This is a genomic window from Uliginosibacterium sp. TH139, assembly GCF_002855595.1.
Classification (GTDB): Bacteria; Pseudomonadota; Gammaproteobacteria; order Burkholderiales; family Rhodocyclaceae; genus Uliginosibacterium; species Uliginosibacterium aquaticum.
Genome location: NZ_PKRR01000003.1, coordinates 353031 through 373226 on the forward strand (window position 1 = coordinate 353031; position 20196 = coordinate 373226).

At 63.6% G+C, this 20196-nt stretch carries 20 protein-coding genes; 10 read left to right on the plus strand and 10 right to left on the minus strand.

Annotation, left to right across the window (positions count from 1 at the left end; translation table 11 throughout):
- Window positions 1–333 precede the first annotated feature (333 nt).
- Window positions 334–2517, plus strand: a complete 2184-nt coding sequence (locus tag C0V76_RS08690; RefSeq protein WP_101941998.1) for a primosomal protein N' — start codon at window positions 334–336, stop codon at window positions 2515–2517.
- Window positions 2518–2565: 48 nt separating this feature from the next.
- Here the strand turns inward: C0V76_RS08690 and lgt are convergent, their stop codons facing one another.
- Window positions 2566–3456, minus strand: a complete 891-nt coding sequence (lgt, locus tag C0V76_RS08695) for a prolipoprotein diacylglyceryl transferase (protein WP_101941999.1) — start codon at window positions 3454–3456, stop codon at window positions 2566–2568.
- A gap of 102 nt (window positions 3457–3558) precedes the next feature.
- On the opposite strand from lgt, the gene ilvD reads away from it, so the two are divergent.
- The 3 genes from ilvD (at window position 3559) to C0V76_RS08710 (ending at window position 6268) form a co-directional block, all read left to right on the plus strand.
- A complete protein-coding gene (gene ilvD / locus C0V76_RS08700; protein ID WP_101942000.1) occupies window positions 3559–5421 on the plus strand; it encodes a dihydroxy-acid dehydratase in 1863 nt (620 codons plus the stop codon).
- Between the two features lie 42 nt (window positions 5422–5463).
- Window positions 5464–5676: a DUF3820 family protein gene (locus C0V76_RS08705; protein WP_101942235.1), complete on the plus strand. Its 213-nt coding sequence runs from the start codon at window positions 5464–5466 to the stop codon at window positions 5674–5676.
- Between the two features lie 154 nt (window positions 5677–5830).
- On the plus strand, window positions 5831–6268 hold the full coding sequence (locus C0V76_RS08710; RefSeq protein WP_101942001.1) for a PilZ domain-containing protein: 438 nt from the start codon (window positions 5831–5833) through the stop codon (window positions 6266–6268).
- Window positions 6269–6333: 65 nt separating this feature from the next.
- Here the strand turns inward: C0V76_RS08710 and lipA are convergent, their stop codons facing one another.
- From lipA to C0V76_RS08755, 9 genes are all read right to left on the minus strand, one after another.
- Complete coding sequence (lipA, locus tag C0V76_RS08715; RefSeq protein ID WP_101942002.1) at window positions 6334–7308, minus strand: lipoyl synthase; 975 nt, start codon at window positions 7306–7308, stop codon at window positions 6334–6336.
- A gap of 19 nt (window positions 7309–7327) precedes the next feature.
- A complete protein-coding gene (gene lipB, locus C0V76_RS08720; protein ID WP_101942003.1) occupies window positions 7328–7963 on the minus strand; it encodes a lipoyl(octanoyl) transferase LipB in 636 nt (211 codons plus the stop codon).
- Window positions 7963–8232, minus strand: a complete 270-nt coding sequence (locus tag C0V76_RS08725) for a YbeD family protein (RefSeq protein WP_101942004.1) — start codon at window positions 8230–8232, stop codon at window positions 7963–7965. The genes lipB and C0V76_RS08725 overlap by 1 nt, the downstream gene beginning before the upstream one ends.
- A gap of 38 nt (window positions 8233–8270) precedes the next feature.
- Window positions 8271–9305, minus strand: a complete 1035-nt coding sequence (locus C0V76_RS08730; protein ID WP_101942005.1) for a septal ring lytic transglycosylase RlpA family protein — start codon at window positions 9303–9305, stop codon at window positions 8271–8273.
- A gap of 25 nt (window positions 9306–9330) precedes the next feature.
- The gene (rodA, locus tag C0V76_RS08735) at window positions 9331–10464 is read right to left on the minus strand and encodes a rod shape-determining protein RodA (protein WP_101942006.1); all 1134 of its coding nucleotides are present in this window, start codon (window positions 10462–10464) and stop codon (window positions 9331–9333) included.
- The gene (gene mrdA / locus C0V76_RS08740) at window positions 10457–12355 is read right to left on the minus strand and encodes a penicillin-binding protein 2 (RefSeq protein WP_101942007.1); all 1899 of its coding nucleotides are present in this window, start codon (window positions 12353–12355) and stop codon (window positions 10457–10459) included. Before mrdA ends, rodA begins: the two co-directional genes overlap by 8 nt.
- Before the next feature lie 77 nt (window positions 12356–12432).
- On the minus strand, window positions 12433–12954 hold the full coding sequence (mreD, locus tag C0V76_RS08745; RefSeq protein WP_101942008.1) for a rod shape-determining protein MreD: 522 nt from the start codon (window positions 12952–12954) through the stop codon (window positions 12433–12435).
- Between the two features lie 3 nt (window positions 12955–12957).
- Complete coding sequence (mreC, locus tag C0V76_RS08750; RefSeq protein WP_101942009.1) at window positions 12958–14076, minus strand: rod shape-determining protein MreC; 1119 nt, start codon at window positions 14074–14076, stop codon at window positions 12958–12960.
- Between the two features lie 98 nt (window positions 14077–14174).
- On the minus strand, window positions 14175–15218 hold the full coding sequence (locus C0V76_RS08755) for a rod shape-determining protein (protein ID WP_101942010.1): 1044 nt from the start codon (window positions 15216–15218) through the stop codon (window positions 14175–14177).
- Window positions 15219–15356: 138 nt separating this feature from the next.
- Between C0V76_RS08755 and gatC the strand changes: the two genes are divergently transcribed.
- From gatC to C0V76_RS08785, 6 genes are all read left to right on the plus strand, one after another.
- Window positions 15357–15644 (plus strand): Asp-tRNA(Asn)/Glu-tRNA(Gln) amidotransferase subunit GatC, encoded by a 288-nt coding sequence (gatC, locus tag C0V76_RS08760; RefSeq protein WP_101942011.1) that lies wholly within the window; start codon window positions 15357–15359, stop codon window positions 15642–15644.
- 7 nt (window positions 15645–15651) lie between these two features.
- Window positions 15652–16236, plus strand: a complete 585-nt coding sequence (gene lpcA / locus C0V76_RS08765) for a D-sedoheptulose 7-phosphate isomerase (protein ID WP_101942012.1) — start codon at window positions 15652–15654, stop codon at window positions 16234–16236.
- Window positions 16233–17684 carry an Asp-tRNA(Asn)/Glu-tRNA(Gln) amidotransferase subunit GatA gene (gene gatA / locus C0V76_RS08770; RefSeq protein WP_101942013.1) on the plus strand — a complete coding sequence of 484 codons (1452 nt, stop codon included), beginning with the start codon at window positions 16233–16235 and terminating at the stop codon, window positions 17682–17684. Before lpcA ends, gatA begins: the two co-directional genes overlap by 4 nt.
- A gap of 4 nt (window positions 17685–17688) precedes the next feature.
- Window positions 17689–18789 carry a phosphonoacetaldehyde reductase gene (locus C0V76_RS08775; protein WP_101942014.1) on the plus strand — a complete coding sequence of 367 codons (1101 nt, stop codon included), beginning with the start codon at window positions 17689–17691 and terminating at the stop codon, window positions 18787–18789.
- A gap of 312 nt (window positions 18790–19101) precedes the next feature.
- Window positions 19102–19725 carry a LysE family transporter gene (locus tag C0V76_RS08780; protein ID WP_101942015.1) on the plus strand — a complete coding sequence of 208 codons (624 nt, stop codon included), beginning with the start codon at window positions 19102–19104 and terminating at the stop codon, window positions 19723–19725.
- Window positions 19725–20189 (plus strand): hypothetical protein, encoded by a 465-nt coding sequence (locus tag C0V76_RS08785; protein ID WP_101942016.1) that lies wholly within the window; start codon window positions 19725–19727, stop codon window positions 20187–20189. The genes C0V76_RS08780 and C0V76_RS08785 overlap by 1 nt, the downstream gene beginning before the upstream one ends.
- Window positions 20190–20196: the final 7 nt, after the last annotated feature.

The following is a 20196-nucleotide window of genomic DNA, read 5'->3' on the forward strand; positions in this document are numbered from 1 at the left end:
CGGAAGAGTTTGAGGGGGCTTGACTTATGCACAAGTCGCAGTTCCGCCAAGTATTGCTCCTTCCGCAGCTAAGCACAAACCCTTATTGCATACTCATATCATTGATTAGAAAGAAGTTTTTATTATTTAAAGGCCCTTTAGCACGAATCACAAAGACGAAGCAAGCCCTGTCCATGCACCGTCAGCACGATTACAACCCACACTTTTATCCACAGCTTTTGTGGATAAAAAGAAGACCCAAGCGCGGCAGATGCTTGCCGTGCAAAGCGCCGAAACAACTTCAGCTTCAGCGCGCAACTCACTGATCTGAAATCGACTTCGCCTTCCGCTGGGATGACTCTTTCGCACCGCATTGTTCGCATCGCCCTGCCGCTTCCGAGGCCCCGTCTGTTCGATTACCTGGCAGGACCTGAAGCCCGGCCCGAAGTCGGACACTGCGTACGCCTGCCCTTTGGTCCGGGTGAAAAAACCGGCGTAATTGTCGCTATTGACCCGCCTGACGCTCTGCCGGTCGAAAAGCTCAAACCCATCCTCGAACTGCTCGCCGAAATCCCGCCCCTGCCCGCCCAATGGCTGGCCCTCACCCAGTTCGCCGCCCGCTACTATCAGCACCCGCTCGGCGAAGTGATCTCCGCCGCCCTGCCGCCGGGCATCCGCCGCGCAGTGAAACTGCCGCGCGACGACGATCCGTGGCTGGCCACCACTGCCGACGGACGAGCCGCCCTGAGTGAAGCCAAACGGATAACCAAGGCACTGGCTGCCGTCGGGGCCGTGCAAGCCGCTGGCGCGCGCCGGCGCAGCCAACTCCTGAACGACCTGGAAGGCGATGCTTCCGGCGCGATCCGCGAAGCGCGCAACAAGGGCTGGCTGGAAGTGGTCGCCCGCGCCGGCGAGCGCGAGCCAATCGGTGCGCTCACGCTGAACGAAGCACAGGCCGACGCCGTAAGCGCCGTCAACGCGTCCGCCGGCTCATTCAAACCCTTTCTGCTCTTTGGCGTGACCGGCTCTGGCAAGACCGAGGTCTACCTGCATCAGATCGCCCACGCCCTCGCGGCGGGCAAACAGGCGCTAATGCTAGTCCCGGAGATCGGCCTCACGCCGCAGCTCATGGAACGCGTCGCGAGCCGCTTCCCGGGCGCCAATCTGGTGTCGCTTCACAGCGGCATGGCCGATGGCGCGCGTTCGCTAGGCTTCGTGCAGGCGCTCAAGGGCGAAGCGGATATCGTGCTCGGTACGCGCCTGTCCGTGTTCGTGCCCCTGCCACGCCTCGGCCTGATCGTGATCGACGAGGAGCACGACGCTTCCTTCAAGCAACAGGACGGCCTGCGCTACTCGGCGCGTGATCTGGCCGTGTGGCGGGCGAACTACGAAAAGCTCCCCATCGTGCTCGGCTCGGCCACGCCCTCGCTGGAAACCTGGCTGCACGCCGAAGCCAAGCGCTACACCCGACTAGACCTGCCGCTGCCCGCCGTGGCCGACAAGCCGCCCAGCCTGCGCCGCATCGACACCCGTCGCGTGAAGCTGGATAACGGACTCTCGCCGGGCCTGATCGAAGGCATCCGTACACGCATTGCACGCGGCGAGCAGAGCCTCGTATTCCTCAACCGACGCGGCTACGCCCCGGTCATCGCCTGCCCGCAATGCAACTGGATTTCGGCCTGCCCGCATTGCTCGGCCAACATGGTCTTCCACGCAGCAGACCGCTCGCTGCGCTGCCACCACTGCGGCCATGAGGGGCGTGTGCCGCATATCTGCCCCGGCTGCGGCAATCAGGATCTGCACGCCTTTGGCCGCGGCACCCAACGGCTGGAAGAACGCCTGCGCGAGCACTTCCCCGAGGCCCGCATCGAACGCGTGGACCGCGACGCGGTGCGCACGCCTGCGCAATGGGAAGAGGTTCGAGGCCGCATCGAAGCACGCGAAATCGACGTGCTGGTGGGCACCCAGATGCTCGCCAAGGGACACGACTTCCCGATGCTCACCCTGGTCGGCATCGTCGGCGCCGACGCCGGCCTGTATGCCGCCGACTACCGCGCCCCCGAGCGCCTGTTCCAGCAGCTGATGCAGGTAGCCGGCCGCAGCGGGCGCGGGGAGCTGCCTGGCGAAGTGCTGGTGCAGACCGAGTTCCCTGAGCATCCGCTCTACGAACACCTCGCCCGCCGCGACTACCCCGGCTTCGCCAAGCGCGAACTGGCCGAGCGCAAGCTCGCCGGCTTCCCGCCGTATGGCTTTCACGCGGTGTTGCGCGCCGAAGCACCAGAACTGGATACGGCAGTCGCCTTCCTGCAGCAGGCCCGCGCTGCCGCCGAAGCCTTGCAAAGCCCGGTACGCCTGTTCGACGTGGTGCCCATGCGCCTGGTGCGCAAGGCGCGGCTGGAGCGTGCCCAGTTGGTGATCGAATGTGACACCCGCCCCGGCCTGCAAGCCATGCTCACCGAGCTGATGCCTCTGCTCTACGCGCTGAAACTCACCAAAGACCTGCGCTGGCACATCGACGTCGATCCGGGCGAGCTATGAAAAAGGGCAGCCCGGGCTGCCCTTGGATCAATGGACTCGCGGGATGGCTCAGGCCTTGCGTCGATAGGCCCAAATCATCATTGCGACGCCTGCCAGGATCATCGGCAGCGAAAGCCACTGTCCCATCGACAGGTGGCCGGCGAGCAGGCCGAGGAAATCATCCGGCTCGCGGGCAAATTCGGCGATGAAGCGGAAGGAGCCATAGCCGATCAGGAATAGGCCAGACACCGCGCCCATCGGCCGGGGCTTGCGCGAGAACAGCCACAGGATCACGAACAGGGTCAGGCCTTCGAGCGCGAACTGGTAGAGCTGCGAGGCGTGGCGTGGCAGCCCGGTCACCATCTGCTGGCTGACCGGTTCGAAGTACTGCACGAGCGAGCCCTGCAGGGCCGGGTCGGCAGCGACTTGCTTTGCGTCCGCCTGCCAGGCCTGCGGGAAGATCACGGCCCAGGGTGCGTCCGGCGCGGTCACGCGGCCCCACAGTTCGCCGTTAATGAAATTGCCCAAACGCCCTGCTGCGAGACCGGTGGGCACCAGCGGTGCAACAAAATCGCCGACCTGCAGGAAGTGACGCCCGGTCTTGCGACCGAACAGCCACAGCGCGATCAGCACGCCGAGCAAGCCGCCGTGGAAGGCCATGCCGCCTTCCCATACCTTAAGGATTTCGAGCGGATGCGAGAAGTAGAAGCTCGCCTTATAGAACAGCACATAGCCCAGGCGCCCACCGAGAATCACGCCGAGCATGCCGTAGAAGAGCAGATCGTCCTGCGCCTCGCGGGTCCAGCCCATATCGGGTCGACGCCGCATGTACTGGCGACCGAGAACGATAAAGAGCAGGAAAGCAAGCAGGTACATCAGGCCATACCAGCGCACGGCCAGCGGGCCGAGAGAGAGAGCAACCGGATCGAACTGCGGATGGATGAAAGGCAGGGCAGGCATCTTGAGCAGCGGCAGGCTAGAATTGAGGGCTCAATTGAACCACACCGGCGCGACAATCCGCTTATTCCTCCTTGCCGCCGTGCGCACCCGGAGAAAAACACCATGCCCCAGTATCGTTCCCACACCTCCACCCACGGCCGCAACATGGCCGGCGCCCGTTCGCTGTGGCGCGCCACCGGCATGAAGGATGGCGATTTCGGCAAGCCCATCATCGCCGTGGTCAATAGCTTTACGCAATTTGTGCCGGGCCATGTGCATCTGAAGGACCTGGGCCAGATGGTGGCTCGCGAGATCGAGGCGGCCGGCGGCGTGGCCAAGGAATTCAACACCATCGCGGTGGATGACGGTATCGCCATGGGCCACGGAGGCATGCTTTACTCCTTGCCGAGCCGCGAGCTGATCGCCGATTCGGTGGAGTACATGGTCAACGCCCACTGCGCCGACGCCATGGTGTGCATCTCGAACTGCGACAAGATCACCCCGGGAATGCTGATGGCGTCACTGCGCCTGAACATTCCGACGATTTTCGTTTCCGGCGGCCCGATGGAAGCCGGCAAGGCCACGCTGGTAAAAGACGGCAAGGCACAGGTCATCAAGCTCGATCTCGTGGATGCAATGGTGAAGGCCGCCGACAAGAACATCTCGGATGCCGAGGTCGAAGAAGTCGAGCGCAGCGCCTGCCCCACCTGCGGTTCCTGCTCCGGCATGTTCACCGCCAACTCGATGAACTGCCTGACCGAAGCCCTAGGCCTCTCGCTGCCGGGCAACGGCACCATCGTCGCCACCCACGCCGACCGCAAGGGCCTGTTCCTGAAGGCCGGCCGCACCATCGTCGAGCTGTGCAAACGCTACTACGAGAAGGACGACGACAAGGTGCTGCCTCGCTCGATCGCCACCTTTGAAGCCTTCGAAAACGCCATGAGCCTCGACGTAGCCATGGGCGGCTCCACCAACACCGTGCTGCACCTGCTGGCTGCCGCCAGCGAAGCCGGGGTGAACTTCACCATGGCAGACATCGACCGCATCAGCCGCCGTGTGCCCTGCCTGTGCAAAGTGGCACCGATGACCGACAAGTTCCACATCGAAGACGTGCATCGCGCCGGCGGCATCATGGGCATCCTCGGCGAACTGGATCGCGCGGGCTTGCTCAACCACAACACCTACACCGTGCACAGCCACACCCTGAAAGGTGCGCTGGAGCAGTGGGACGTGATGCACTCAGGTAGCCCGTCCGTGTTCGAGTTCTACCGCGCAGCCCCCGGCGGCGTGCCGACCCAGGTGGCCTTCAGCCAGAATCAACGCTTCCCCGAACTGGACATGGACCGCAGCAAGGGTTGCATCCGCGACAAGGCCAACGCCTACTCGCAGGACGGCGGCCTCGCCGTGCTCAAGGGCAACATCGCGCGCAATGGCTGCATCGTGAAGACCGCCGGCGTGGATGAGTCGATCTGGAAGTTCACCGGCACCGCACGCGTGTACGAAAGCCAGGACGACGCCGTGGAAGGCATCCTGAATGAAGAAGTGCAGGCGGGCGATGTGGTGATCATCCGCTACGAAGGCCCCAAGGGCGGCCCCGGCATGCAGGAGATGCTCTACCCGACCTCGTATCTGAAGAGCCGCGGGCTGGGCAAGCAGTGCGCACTGCTCACCGACGGCCGCTTCTCGGGCGGCACCTCGGGCCTTTCCATCGGCCACGCCTCGCCTGAAGCCGCCATGGGCGGCGAGATCGGTCTGATCGAGGATGGCGACATCATCGAGATCGACATCCCGGCCCGCAGCATCAATCTCAAGATCACGGATGCTGAAATGGAAAAGCGCCGTGCTGCCATGAACGCCAGCGGCCCGGACGCCTGGAAGCCGGTCAACCGCGTGCGTCACGTCTCCGCTGCGCTGCAGGCCTATGCCGCGCTGACCACCTCGGCCGACACCGGCGCGGTACGCGACATCACGCAACTCAAGCGCTGATCGATGCTCAGCGGGGAAGGCCGACCCTTCCCCGCTCCTGCCTTGTCACCCGAACTTCTCGAAAAGCTTCTCAGCCGCGAAATGCCCTTCGGCAAGTACCAGGGCAGGAAGATCGCCGACCTCCCCGGGCATTACCTCGGCTGGTTCTCGCGCGAAGGCTTTCCCAAGGGCGAGCTGGGCCAATTACTGGCCCTGATGTACGAACTCGATCACAACAATCTGCGTGCTCTGCTCGATCCGCTGCGGCCGCGCTGAACCCGGATCCGCCCGCTTGGCGCGCACAAAACTGCGACTCGGTGCAATTTATTGTGCCCAGTGTGACACCTGTCTCTACGGGCGAGCCCTCAAGATGGCGCTGACGCTGCCGTCATACTAGCTTCAGAGCAACAGAGAGTCCGGGCTAAAAAACGTGAACGCATCCGTCTGCCATCAGGATAGAGCCTATCTCCGTCACCCATCGGAGTTGCCCATCCATATCCACTGCGAGAGCCACAAGGGACGCAGCCTGCGCCGACTTGCCAATGTGAGCGCCGGCGGCCTCGCATGCCGTTCAGAAGAACCCCTGCCGGTCGGCAGCGAGGTGTCTGTTGAAATCCCCATCGGTCGCGAACCCTTCCGCGCCAAAGGCGCCGTGAAATGGTGCCGCCACTCCCATACCTGCTATGAGCTGGGGATCCAGTTTGAAGCCCATGAAGATGCTTTCGCCGTCCGCATGGTGGAGCAACTCTGTTACATCGAGCGCTATCGCCGTGAGGTCATGAAAAAGGAAGGGCGCGAGATCGACAGCGCCACCGCAGCCTTTGAGTGGATCAATCTTTATGCGGCCAAATTCCCGCATATCAGCTGAAACCTGAAGCCAAATGAAAAGGCGACCTTGAGGTCGCCTTTTTCACATCCACTACAGGCCCGGGCTCAGCTGCGCTGCAGGCTGGCCTCATCCACCACACCGGCGCCATGCGCCTGCTGGTCTGCCCAGTAGCTCGAACGCACCATCGGACCACAGGCTGCATTCTTGAAGCCCATCTTGAGCGCCTCGGTCTCGAACATCTTGAAGGTCTCCGGCGGCACATAGCGCAGCACTGGCAAATGGCCGCCAGAGGGCTGCAGATACTGACCGATGGTGAGCATCTCGACATCATGGGCGCGCATGTCACGCATCACCTCGAGAATTTCCTCGTCTGTTTCGCCCAGGCCCACCATCAGGCCACTCTTGGTCGGCACGCCCGGATGCATGAGCTTGAACTCTTTCAGCAGCTTGAGCGAGTAGGCGTAGTCGGCACCGGGACGCGCTGCCTTGTAAAGGCGCGGCACGGTTTCCATGTTGTGATTCATGACGTCCGGCGGCGCATTCTTGAAGATCTCCAGCGCGACTTCCATGCGGCCACGAAAATCCGGCACCAGCACTTCGATTTGGGTGCGCGGGCTAGCCTCACGGGTGGCCTGAATGCATTCAACGAAGTGCTTCGCTCCGCCATCGCGCAGATCGTCGCGATCTACAGAGGTGATCACTACGTACTTCAGGCGCATCGCGGCGATGGTCTTGGCCAGCTCTTTCGGCTCATCCGCATTGAGCGGCTCGGGGCGGCCGTGGCCCACGTCGCAGAAGGGGCAGCGACGGGTACAGATGTCGCCCATGATCATGAAGGTGGCCGTGCCCTTGCCGAAACATTCGTGAATGTTGGGGCAGGAGGCTTCCTCGCACACAGTGTGCAGCTTGTGATCGCGCAGGGTGTCCTTGATCTCGTTAAAGCGCGCGGTCTCCTCGGCTGTGCCGAGCTTGATACGGATCCAGTCGGGCTTGCGCAGCTTTTCAGCCGGCACGATCTTGATCGGGATGCGTGCGGTCTTGTCGGCGCCACGGAGTTTCTTGGAGGCTTCGCTGCTCATCGGGTCGGGTCTTTCTGTTCTATGCCATGCGGGGGTAGTCACGGTCGAGTAATTCACTCAGGCGAGCCGCCAATTGTGCCAGCACTGCGTCAGTGCTGACAGTGACACCTTGCTCTTTAAGGCTGGTGCTGGCGAGACCCTCGTAGCCACAAGGGTTGATTCGCAGGAAGGGGGCCAAGTCCAGATCCACGTTCAGCGACAGGCCGTGATAGCTGCAGCCGCGCGAGATCTTGAGGCCCAGTGCGCCAATCTTGGCTTCCCGCACATACACACCAGGCGCGCCCTCGCGGCGGGAGGCGACGATGCCATAGCTGCCCAGCACGTCGAGCATGGCCTGCTCCATCAGGCTGACCTGCTCACGCACCTTGAGGTTGCGTCGGGCCAAGTCGATCAGCAGATAGATCACCGCCTGGCCTGGGCCGTGATAGGTGATCTGACCACCGCGGTCGATCTTCACCACCGGCACTTCACTCGGAATCAGCAGGTGCTCGGGCTTGCCAGCCAAGCCAAGGGTGTAGACTGGCTCATGCTGCAGCAGCCACAGCTCGTCCGGGGTATCCGGCCCGCGCTCGGCAGTGAAGCGCTTCTGAGCTTCAAATGTTTCTGCATAGCCGACGACGCCCAACTCGCGGACGACGCAGGACGCAGCCTCCATTACAGAACCACCTTCACCATCGGGTGCGAAGAGAGTTCGCGGTACAGATCATCGAGCTGCAGCTGAGAGGTGGCGCGGATGGTGCAGGTCAGCGACAGGTAGTTGCCAGCCTTGCTGGGACGCATCTCCATGGTGGCCGGGTTGAAGTCCGGCGCATGGCGAAGCACCACGGCGGCAATGGTCTGGGCGAATTCATCGTGGCGCGCGCCCATGATCTTGAGCGGAAAGTCGCAAGGGAATTCGAGGAGGCTCTGGCGGGTTTCAGTCATTTCAGGCAGATGGGGGATGAGGCTGCTTTTTCAAGCGCTTACTGCACGACGAAGGGCTTGATGCGGATGGCGGCGGCAATCCGGTCGGCAACACGACGAGCCTCGGCGGCATCGTTGAAGGGGCCGACTCGCAGGCGGTACTTGTCGCCGACGAGGTGGGTGCTGACGTCCTGCCCCAGCCATTTGAGTTCATTCTTCACATAGTCGCGGAACCCGTCAGCATTGGCACTGGAGGCAAAGGCGCCAAGCTGCAGGAAGACGCCGCTGGCCACCAGCGGCGCAGGCGCGGCGGGCTCGACGGCCGGCACCGCGGTGGCCAGGGCTTCAAGCGGATCCGGCGTGGCCGGCTCAATCACGGGCCGGGACGGCGCTTCCGCAGGCGCAGCACTCGCGACCTGCGCCGGTGGCGAGACAGGAGTCCGGGCATACACGCCGCTGTCGATTTCTTCTGCGGTGATGGCATCCACCTGCAGGCGGGCGCTGCCCTTGCTCACATAGCCGAGCTTGTAGGCAGCGGTATAAGAGAGATCGATGATGCGGCTGTGCAGGAATGGGCCGCGATCATTGACTCGCACCACCACACTGCGGCCGTTCTCGAGATTGGTCACACGCGCATAGCTGGGCAGTGGCAAAGTGGGATGGGCGGCACTCATCGCGTACATGTCGTAGCGCTCGCCACTGCTGGTCTTCGCACCATGAAACTTCTTGCCGTACCAGCTGCCGACACCGGTCTGGCTGAAGGGGCCGAGGGTCTGCATCGGTTTGAAGGTCTGGCCCAGTGCTTCATAGGGACGGGCATTGGCGGGGCGTATCGGCTCACGGCGCGGCACCGCATCCGGGATCTCGTCGAGATTGGGCGGCACGTCTTCGCCGGGACCGTCATCCTTGTAAAAACCACCACCTTTCCGGGTAAGGACGGGAGAGGAAGGCGCCGGCTTGGCAGGCACGGCAACCGGCTTCTGTACCGGAGCCGGACGCGGCGACGTGCTCTCCTCGTAAGGGGTGCTGGCGCAGGCTGCGAGCAGCAGCATGGCGAGAACGACGAGCAGATTCACGGAATGAAAGGAATGCATCGGATATCTCCTGCCCGCCCCGGCTTCAGCGCCGACGGCGATGCTGCTGCACGCTCATCAGGATTCCCACGCCCAGGCACAGAGTCACCAGCGCGGTGCCTCCGTAGCTCACCATGGGCAGGGGCACCCCGACCACAGGCAGGATACCGGCCACCATGCCCATGTTCACAAAAGCATAGGTGAAGAAAATCATGGTGATCGAACCTGCCAGCAGGCGTCCAAAGAGGGTGGCGGCATTGGCGGCAATCATCAGGCCGCGCCCGATCAGCAGGCAGTAGAGCACCACGATCAGGAGCACACCGGCCAGGCCGAACTCTTCCGAGATCACGGCCAGCACGAAGTCGGTATGGCGTTCGGGCAAGAAATCCAGATGGGTCTGGGTGCCCTGGCGCCAGCCCTTGCCGACGAGACCACCGGAGCCCACCGCGATGGTGGATTGGATAGTGTGAAACCCCTTGCCAAGCGGATCCGATGAAGGATCGAGCAGGGTGCACACGCGGTGTTTCTGGTAATCATGCAGACCGGGCCAGGCCACCTCGGGTGCGCAGATCTGGGATTCATAGCTGATGATGGCAATGATCGCCGCGGTACCCAGCACAGCCACCGGGATGATCAGCTTCCAGGACAGGCCGGCAAAGAAAATCACGAAGAAACCCGCGCCCAGCACCAGCAGCGAAGTGCCCAGATCCGGCTGCTTGAGGATCAGGCCAACAGGAGCCATCAGCAGCAGGGTGGCGACGAAGAAGTCGCGGACCTTCAGGCTGCCTTCACGTTTCTGGAAGTACCAGGCCAGCATCAGCGGCATGGCGATCTTCATCAGCTCGGAGGGCTGGATGCGCATTACGCCCAGATTAAGCCAGCGTCGCGCGCCCTTTGAAACATCGCCAAACAGGGCCACACCGATCAACAGCAGTACCCCTACCACATACAGCGGCAGGGCGAAGCTGTGCAGGCGCTGCGGTGGCTGACTGGCCATCGCCCACATCACCGCCACCCCCACCCCCACGTTGATCAGGTGGGCGTTCATGCGCTCCGGCGAGGAGCTGCCGAGCATCAGGGTGGCCACAGCAACGATGGCAGCCGTGATGACAAGCAGGAAGGGGTCGATCGGCCGCACCAGGCGCAAGGCACCAAGGCGGATGTCGGCGAGGTTAATCATGGGCATGCTCCGGGTCGGCATCCGGGTCTTCCGGCGCCGCACCTGCCGGCTTGATGCCCAGCAGATAGTAGTCCAGCACCTGGCGGGCGATCGGTGCGGCAGCGGCGGCGCCAAAACCGCCGTTTTCGACCAGCACCGCCAGTGCAATCTTGGGATTGTCGGCAGGGGCGTAAGCGATGAACAAGGCGTGGTCCCGCAGGCGCTCGTGCGTATCGCTTTCCTTGTACTTGGCGCCCTTGAGCGAGAAGACCTGGGCCGTACCGGTCTTGCCAGCTGCCTGGTACTTCGCTCCGGCAAAGGCGCGGGCGCCAGTACCACTGGTGATCACGCCGACCATGCCCTTGCGGATGACCTCGACGTTCTCAGGCTTGAAGCCCAGATCGGCCAGCGGCGTCGGTTCGATCACGCGTTTCGCGCCGTTCTGGGCATCCACCACGTATTTCACGATGTGCGGCTTGTACATCACCCCGCCCGCCGCAATCGTGGCGGTGGCGTGCGCAAGCTGCAGCGGGGTGTAGGCGTTGTAGCCCTGGCCGATGCCGATCGAGATGGTTTCGCCGGCATACCACTTCTGCTGCTCGGGCTTCTTGAAACGCTTCTTTTTCCAGGCCTGGGAAGGCAGCACGCCAGTGGACTCGCCATCAATATCGATGCCGGTACGACTGCCCAGCCCCAGCTTGCCCATGAAATCGGAGATCAGGTCGATCCCCATGTCGTTGGCCAGCAGGTAGTAATAGGTGTCGCAGCTGACGATGATGGATTTGATCATGTCGACCATGCCGTGGCCGCCGACCTTGTCATCGCGGAAGGTGTTGTTGCCGAACACGAAATAGCCCGGGTCCGAGATGGCCTGGTGCGGCGTGCGCTTGCCGGTTTCGAGTGCGGCCAGCGCCATGAAGGGCTTGAAGGTGGAACCGGGCGGATAGGCGCCGTTGAGCGCCCGGTTGATCATCGGGCGATCCAGCGAGGTATTGAGCACATCCCAGTTATCCGGCGTGATGCCGTCAACAAACAGGTTGGGATCGAAACGCGGCGTGGACACCAGGGCCAGCACGCCGCCGGTGCCGGGTTCGATGGCCACCAGCGAACCGCGGCGGTTGCCGAAAGCCTGTTCGGCAATCCGCTGCAGTTCGGAATCCATGGTCAGCTGCAGATTGTTGCCGGGCACTGGCGGGGTGCGTGCCAGGGAGCGAACGGCCCGGCCGGAAGCGTCCACCTCGACCTGCTCGAAGCCGGTCACGCCGTGCAGCTCCTTCTCGTAGCTCTGCTCCAGCCCGGTCTTGCCGATGTGTTCGGTACCCCGGTAATTGGCGGCGAGGTCTTCGTCGTCCTCGATCTTCGCCATTTCCTTCTGGTTGATCCGACCGATATAGCCGATGGCGTGCGAAGCCAGTTCGCCGAAAGGATATTGGCGGAACAGCCGCGCCTTGATGTCCACCCCCGGGAACTTGTAGCGGCGGGCGATGAACCGGGCAACCTCTTCATCCGTCAGGCGGGTACGGATCGGCAGGGATTCGAAGTTCTTGCTCTCTTCGAGCAGCTTGCGGAAGCGCCGCCGGTCCTTGGGCTGGATGTCGATGAACTCGGCCAGCTCGTCGATCGTGTCATCCAGGTTATGCACCTTGGAGGGCGTGATTTCGAGGGTGTAGGCCGAGTAGTTGCGGGCCAACACCACGCCATTGCGATCCGTGATCAGCCCGCGATTGGGCACGATCGGCAGCAAGGAGATGCGGTTCTCCTCAGCGCGGGTGGCGTAATAGTCGTAGCGCAGCACCTGCAGATACACATAGCGCGCAACGATCAGCCCGAAGCCCAGCAGCACGAAGGCAGCCGCAGCCGCCACGCGGGCGCGGAAGCGGGAGAGTTCCTGTTCGGGGGCCTTGAATTCCATGGTGTCGGGAGTCAGGAGCAGTGAGCGGGGAAGCGGGCGGGGCGCGAGCCTAGGCCCGTATTCCGACGCTCAAAGCCCTACAGGGGGCGATTCTCATCGCGATCAATCGGCCGCATCTGCGGCAAGAGCAGCAGATAGTAGGCCGGCAGCCACAGCACGGCCGTGGTGAAACAGGTGAAGAAGTACTCCCAGCCCGGAAAACGCCCGCCCGCCAGCATGCGCAGCACCAGCATCACCACTTGCACCATCAGGAACAGCGGCACCATGTGCAGGGTCTGGGTGGAAGGTGAGAACCACAGCAGACGGCGCGAATTGGCCTGGGCCGCCCAGGCCAGCAGGATGTAGGCCGTAGCATGCTGGCCCATCACTGAGCCATGCGCCACATCAACCAGCAGACCGAGGCAGAAGCCGGCCCCCATGCCGATCCGGTGCGGCTCACGGATGCACCAGAAGGCCAGCACCAGGGCCACGAAATCCGGCATGGCCTGAACCCGGCCAACCGGGATGCAGCTGAGCACCAGGGCCACCAGCAGGCTGAACCATACGAAGCCCATGCGCACAGGCAGGAGCAGGCGGGAGGAGCGGTGATTCGGCAGCATGCCTCAATCTCCCTTCGGTGCGGGGTTGCTGGCCGCCGCTCTGGGTGTGCTCTGGACCGCCACAGGAGCACTGGCGGCCGGCGCGCTGGCCAGGGGGGCGGGCGTCGGTGCCGAGGCCGCTGCCTGCGGTGCCATCGTCGCAGCCTGCGGCGCGGAAGCACTGGCCGCCGGGGCCGAGTCTGCCGCGACGGGCTCAGGGAAGGCCTGGCTCACCCGGTTGCGGATACGTCCCGCCGAGGCGCGGCGCGAAGCCTCGTCGCGATCATCCGCCGGCCGCTGCGGCGCCGGATCGGTCCGCGACAGCACCAGCACGGCGCCGCTGCGCTCCACGCTGGCAATCGGTTTGCACAGGATGCGGGCAAACGACTCGGCACTGTCACGCGTCACCTTGAGCACCGTGGCGACCGGCAGGCCCGGCGCAAACAGGCCATCCAGCCCGGAAGTCAGGATGCGGTCGCCCGGTTTGACCTCCGCATTCGCGGCGAGGAACTTAAGCTCCAGCAAACCGTTGCCACTACCAAACATCACCGCGCGCAGGCCACTGCGCTCGACGATCACCGGAATGGCCTGCTCCTTGTCGGAAAGCAGGGTGACCTCGGCATGCAGGGGGAAAACGCGCGTCACCTGGCCGATCAAGCCTTGCGGATCGACCACCGGCGAGCCGGGCTCAATGTCCTGCAGGCTGCCTTTGTCGAGAATCACCTTGCGCGAGAACGGATCGCGCGCAGAAAACACGATTTCAGCCGCAATCGTGCGCAGGCCGATGGCGCGATTCACCTTCAGCAGACCGCGCAGCGTGGCGTTCTCCTGCTGCAGTTGCTCAGCAAACAGCAGCTTCTCGGCCATCGCCAGCTGCTGAGCCTGCAGGCGCTGGTTCTCGCGCTTCAGGCTGGCCAGCCCGGAAAAGTAAGTCGCCGTATTGCTGACGAACTCGGCCGGCGTCGCCGCCGCGATCTGCAGCGGATAGCTCAGCACGGTGAGCGCCTGACGCAGCGTTTCCAGATAGTTCAGACGCAGGTCAGCCACCAGCAGGGACAGGCTGATCGACAGGAAGATCGTCGCCCGGGCCGGCAAGGGCAGGCCACGCTTGAAGAAGGGAGGGGTCTGGTGGCCGGTGACCATGACTCAGCGATAGAGGGCGGTAGAGGGGCAAGGCAGAGGACAAGACAACGCGCCTTGCGGCGCGTTCCATGGGAAGCTGTTCTGCCTCACCTTGCAAATCACTCGGAAGCGAAGATCGAACCGAGCTTGTCCATCTTTTCCAGCGCCAGACCCGAGCCGCGCACCACGCAGGTCAGCGGGTCTTCGGCCACGATCACCGGCAGGCCGGTCTCTTCCATCAGCAGGCGATCCAGATCGCGCAGCAGCGCGCCGCCACCGGTGAGCACCATGCCGCGCTCGGCGATGTCGGCGCCCAGCTCCGGCGGAGTCTGTTCGAGGCCGATTTTCACCGCCGAGACGATGGAATTCAGCGGGTCGGTCAACGCTTCGAGGATTTCGTTGGACGAGATCGTGAAGGAACGCGGAATGCCTTCGGCCAGATTGCGGCCCTTGACTTCCATTTCCTTCACTTCGGACCCCGGGAACGCCGAGCCGATGGTTTTCTTGATCGATTCGGCGGTGGTTTCGCCGATCAGCATGCCGTAGTTTCGACGGATGTAATTGACGATGGCTTCGTCGAACTTGTCGCCACCCACGCGCACCGAGCCGGCATACACCATGCCGCCCAGCGAGATCACGCCCACTTCTGTGGTGCCGCCGCCGACGTCCACCACCATCGAACCGGTGGCATCCGCCACCGGCAGGTCAGCACCAATGGCAGCAGCCATCGGCTCCTCAATCAGGTAGACCTGCGAAGCGCCAGCGCCCAGTGCGGACTCACGGATCGCACGGCGCTCGACCTGGGTCGAACCACAGGGCACGCAGATGATGATGCGGGGCGAGGGTGAGAAGAGGCGCGAATCGTGCACCTTCTTGATGAACTGCTTGAGCATCTGCTCGGTCACGGTGAAGTCGGCGATCACGCCATCCTTCATCGGGCGAATCGCCGTAATGTTGCCCGGCGTCTTGCCCAGCATCTGCTTGGCCGAGTGGCCAACAGCCTGGATCGTCTTCTTGGCGTTCGGGCCGCCTTCAGTACGGATCGCCACCACCGAGGGCTCGTCCAGCACGATGCCCTTGCCACGCACGTAGATCAGGGTATTGGCCGTGCCAAGGTCGATGGCCAGGTCGTTGGAAAAATAGGAACGCAGGAGTCCGAACATGGGGAGAGCTACCTCTGTGTGACGGGCATGGCGCGCCGTGCGCAAACCCGGACCGTGAGAAACCGCGTATGTTACCCTATCCCGTTGTTTCCAATGTGTCCGCCTGACGGTGGACTTGATCCCCAGAGGCCCCGAAACATGTCTCTCTCGCTGGAACAGGTCGAGCGTATCGCCCGACTCGCCCACATCGAACTCAGCCCCGCTGACGCCACGGCCACCCAGGCCAAGCTGAACGGAATTTTCGGCCTCATCGAAGCGATGCAGGCCGTGGACACCACCGGCGTCGCCCCAATGTCGCACCCGCAGGATGTTGTCCAGCGCCTGCGCCCGGACGCCATCAGCGAAACCGACCGCCGCGCCGCCTACCAGGCTGTCGCCCCCGAGGCCGAAGCCGGCCTCTATCTCGTCCCCAAAGTCATCGAGTGAGGAAGTCATGAGCCGTCTTCTCCAGCATCTGCAAGAAGGTCAGGAACTGCTGACCCGTGTTCTCGCCGACCAGGCCCTGCTCAATGAGGTGGACAAAGCCGGCGACATCCTCGTGGCCTGCCTCAAAGCTGGCGGCAAGATTCTCTCGGCCGGCAATGGCGGCTCGCATTGCGACGCCATGCACTTCGCCGAAGAGCTCTCCGGCCGTTACCGCGACAACCGCCCGGCACTCGGCGCGCTGGCCATTTCAGACCCCTCGCACATCACCTGTGTGGGCAACGACTACGGTTTCGAGTTCATCTTCAGCCGTCAGGTCGAGGCCCTTGGCCGCGCTGGCGACGTGTTCTTCGGCATTTCCACTTCTGGCAATTCCGCCAACATCCTCGCTGCCGCCAAGGCCGCCAAGGCGCGCGGCATGCAGGTCATCCTGCTGATGGGCAAGGACGGCGGCAAGATGAAGGGGCTGGCCGACGCCGAGATCATCGTGCCGCACTTCGGCTACGCCGACCGCATCCAGGAAATCCACATCAAGTTCATCCACGCCCTGATCGACCATGTCGAGATCGGCTTGGGCTACGTCGACGCAAAATGAGCCTCCAGACCCTCAAGTCCCTGCAAGCCCAGCTTGCCAGCAAGAAAATCTCCAGCCGCGAGCTGGTGACGGATTACCTCGCCCGCATCGAGGCGCAGAACGCCGCGATCAACGCCTTCATCACCGTCGACCGTGCTGGTGCGCTGGTCGCCGCCGACGCCGCCGACGCGGCGATTGCCGCCGGCACCGCGGGCCCGCTGGCCGGCTTGCCGATCGCGCACAAGGACATCTTCTGCACAGAAGGCGTGCTCACCACCTGCGGTTCGAAGATGCTCGCCAACTTCGTCAGCCCCTACGACGCGCATGTCGTCAGCCAGCTCAAGGCAGCCGGCGTGGTGAGTCTGGGCAAGACCAACTGCGACGAATTCGCGATGGGCTCGACTAACGAGAACTCGGCTTACGGTGCGGTGAAGAACCCCTGGAACCTGACCCGCGTGCCGGGCGGCTCCTCCGGCGGCTCGGCTGCTGCCGTGGCAGCCGGCATGATCCCGGCCGCCACCGGCACCGACACCGGCGGCTCGATCCGTCAGCCCGCAGGCCTGTGCGGCGTCACCGGCATCAAGCCCACTTACGGCACGGTATCGCGCTACGGCATGGTGGCCTACGCCAGCTCGCTCGATCAGGGCGGCCCGATGGCCCACACCGCCGAAGACTGCGCCCTGCTGCTGAACCACATGGCGGGTTTCGATTCGCGCGACTCGACCAGTCTGGAACGCGCCAAGGACGACTACAGCGCCGAGCTGAACCAGCCGCTGGCCGGCCTGAAGATCGGCCTACCGAAGGAATACTTCGGTGAAGGCCTTGCCGCTGACGTTCGCGCCGCCATCGAAAACGCACTGGCGGAATTGCGCAAGCTCGGCGCCAGCACGGTCGAAGTCAGCCTGCCCAACACCCATCTGGCGATTCCCGCCTACTACGTGATCGCGCCGGCCGAGGCGTCGAGCAACCTGTCGCGTTTCGATGGGGTGCGCTACGGCCACCGCGCCAGCGAGTACAAGGATCTGGCCGAGATGTACGCCAAGAGCCGTTCGGAAGGCTTCGGCAAGGAAGTACAGCGGCGCATTCTGGTCGGAACCTATGTGCTCTCGCACGGCTACTACGACGCCTACTACATCAAGGCCCAGCAGCTGCGCCGCCTGATCGCCGAGGATTTCAAACAGGCCCTGAGCCAGTGCGACATCATCGCCGGCCCGGTGGCGCCCACCGCCGCATGGGGCATTGGCCAGATGGCCGACGATCCGGTGCAGATGTATCTGGCGGACATTTACACCATCGCGGTGAACCTCGCCGGCCTGCCGGCGCTGTCCACCCCGGCCGGTTTCTCAGCCGAGAAACTGCCGGTCGGCCTGCAGCTGATTGGCAATTACTTCGGCGAAGCGCGCCTGCTGAACGTAGCCCACCAGCTGCAACAAGCCACCGACTGGCATCTACAGCGGCCACAAGCCTGAGTAGATGCCGCACGAAACCGGCTTCGACTTCCAGCACTACAACCCGGTCCGCACGATCTTCGGACCGGGCAGTCTGGAGCATCTGCCGGAGCTGGTCGGCAAACGCCGCGTGCTGCTGGTCACGTTCAAGAGTGCCCGCGAAACCGGCTTGCTGGCACGCCTGAAGGGCCTGCTCGGTGATCGCCTGGTGGATCTCATCGACGAGGTGCCCAGCCGCCCCGAGCTCAAGGATGTACAGCAGGCCCATGAGCGCATCTGGCGCGAACGACGCGTAGAGCTGGTGGTGGCCGTCGGCGGTGGTAGCGTCATCGACTATGCCAAGGCCTTGCTGTGCCTGCCTGAGTCCGGCCACTTCTTCGACCTGATCACGCGCAGCACACCGGTAGTCAAGCGCCTGCGCCTGATCGCCGTGCCCACCACCGCCGGCAGCGGCAGCGAAGTCACGCCCTTCTCGGTGCTGTGGGATACGCGCGACGCCAACCCGACGAAATTCACCCTGCACCAGTCGCGCATATATGCCGAGACGGCCCTGATCGACCCGGAGCTGACACTGAGCCTGCCCAAACTGGTGATGCGCAACTCAGGACTGGATGCGCTGTCGCACGCGCTCGAGGCGATCTGGAACGTGAATGCCACACCGATGACCGATCTGCTCGCCGTTGAAGCGGCGCGCACTCTGATCGCCAAGTTGCCGATCGCCTGGCACTTCCAGGGCCATATCAAGGCCCGCATCATGATCGCCCGTGCGGCATGGCAAGCCGGCCTGTGCCTGGCCCAGACCCGCACCGCACTGGCCCACGCCCTGTCCTACCCGCTGACCATCAAGCAGGGCACCCCGCACGGTCTGGCCAGTTCCTGGTCACTGCCCTGGGTGTGGCAGCAGGCGCAGAACAACAGCGCGGAGCGTGATGCCGTGCTCAGTCGCATCTACGGGCCGAGCGAAACCGATCCCGTCGCCCGCCTGTGCGAATTGCTCTACAAGCTCGAAGTGCCAACCGAACCACAGGCCTGGGGACTCTCCGAATCGGAGCGCGCACGCATCGTGCTGGAACACATGCACAACCCCAAGGGCCACAACTTCATCGCCAAGGGCCTGCGCCTGTAAGAAGCTGTTCACGATCTCTAGCGAGAGGCCGTCAGCAGGGGCAAGGCAGGGTTTAGCAGCGCCTGCTCTGCGCAGCCGCAGCCGCAGCCGCAGCCGGTTTGCTGTGCAAAGCAAACCGTGGGGAAGCGCCGCACAGGAACCGGAGTTTATGTTGATCAATGAGGATTCCGAGCCGTGCATGAGCCCCCTCCGTTATCAATGAGCGGCCTCGCAGTAAGAGCGGGAACAGCTTCCAAGGAACGCCGGCTAGCGGTTCTCTCTGTGCCTGCGGAGCGCTAGACTGGCCCCTTCGCCGACTCGCATCTCACTCTCATGCCGCTCGATACCTGGCTCACCTTCTTCGTTGCCGCCTGGCTGATCAGCCTCTCGCCCGGCCCCGGAGCCGTCTCCTGCATGGCAGCCGGCCAGCGCGTAGGCTATCGCCGCGCCCTGTGGAACATCTTCGGCCTGCAAACGGGCATCGTCCTGATCATGCTGATCTGCGCAGCCGGTCTCGGCGCCTTGCTGGCGGCCTCGCAGACGCTGTTCATGGCCATCAAATGGGCCGGGGTGGCTTATCTGATCTGGCTGGGCGTGCAGCAATGGCGCGCACCGGACGCGCCCCTCACCCCCGACGCCAAAGATGCGCGCGACACACCTGGCCAGCTCTTCCTGCGCGCCTTCCTGATCAATGCCAGCAATCCCAAGGGCATCGTTTTCATGCTCGCCGTGCTGCCGCAGTTCATTGATCCGCAGTTGGCGCAATGGCCGCAATACGCCATCTGTGCCGCCACCCTGGTGTTCACCGATCTGGTCGTCATGAGCGGCTACACCCTGCTCGCCGCCCGGGTACTCAGCGCCCTGCGCGATCCGGGCCACATCCGCTGGCTCAATCGCGGCTTCGGCAGCCTCTTCATCGGTGCCGGCCTGCTGCTGGCAGGCTTCAGAAGGCATTGATGCGTTGCCCGCTGATCGTGCTGGCTGCGCTGCTGCTCGCAGCCTGTGCGGCGGGTGGCGGCAAGCTCTCGCGCCAGATTGATCAGGGCCGCATGCAGGAGCAACTTCGCAGCGCCAGCCACAGCCTGAGCTACCGCAACAGCTGTAGCTTTCACGACGAAACCGGCTACAAGGGCTCGAACCGGATCGAGATTGAGGACAATCGGGTCCTGAGCCTGGCCACCGCTATCGAATTGCCCCACGACGGCGGTCGCTGCAATTTCGAAGGCCCCGGTTTTCGCCAGACCCGTTCCAGTCCGTCCATCGAACTGCTCCATCCGGATGGTTGCACAGCCAGACTATGGACCCAGGGCCAGCAGCTGACGATCTCCTACACCCATTGCGAGGCCCGCTGTACCCAACCGCAGAACTTCAGGAAGATCTGGCCGGTACTGATCGACATGCCGAGCGGCCGCTGCGACTGAAGCCTGC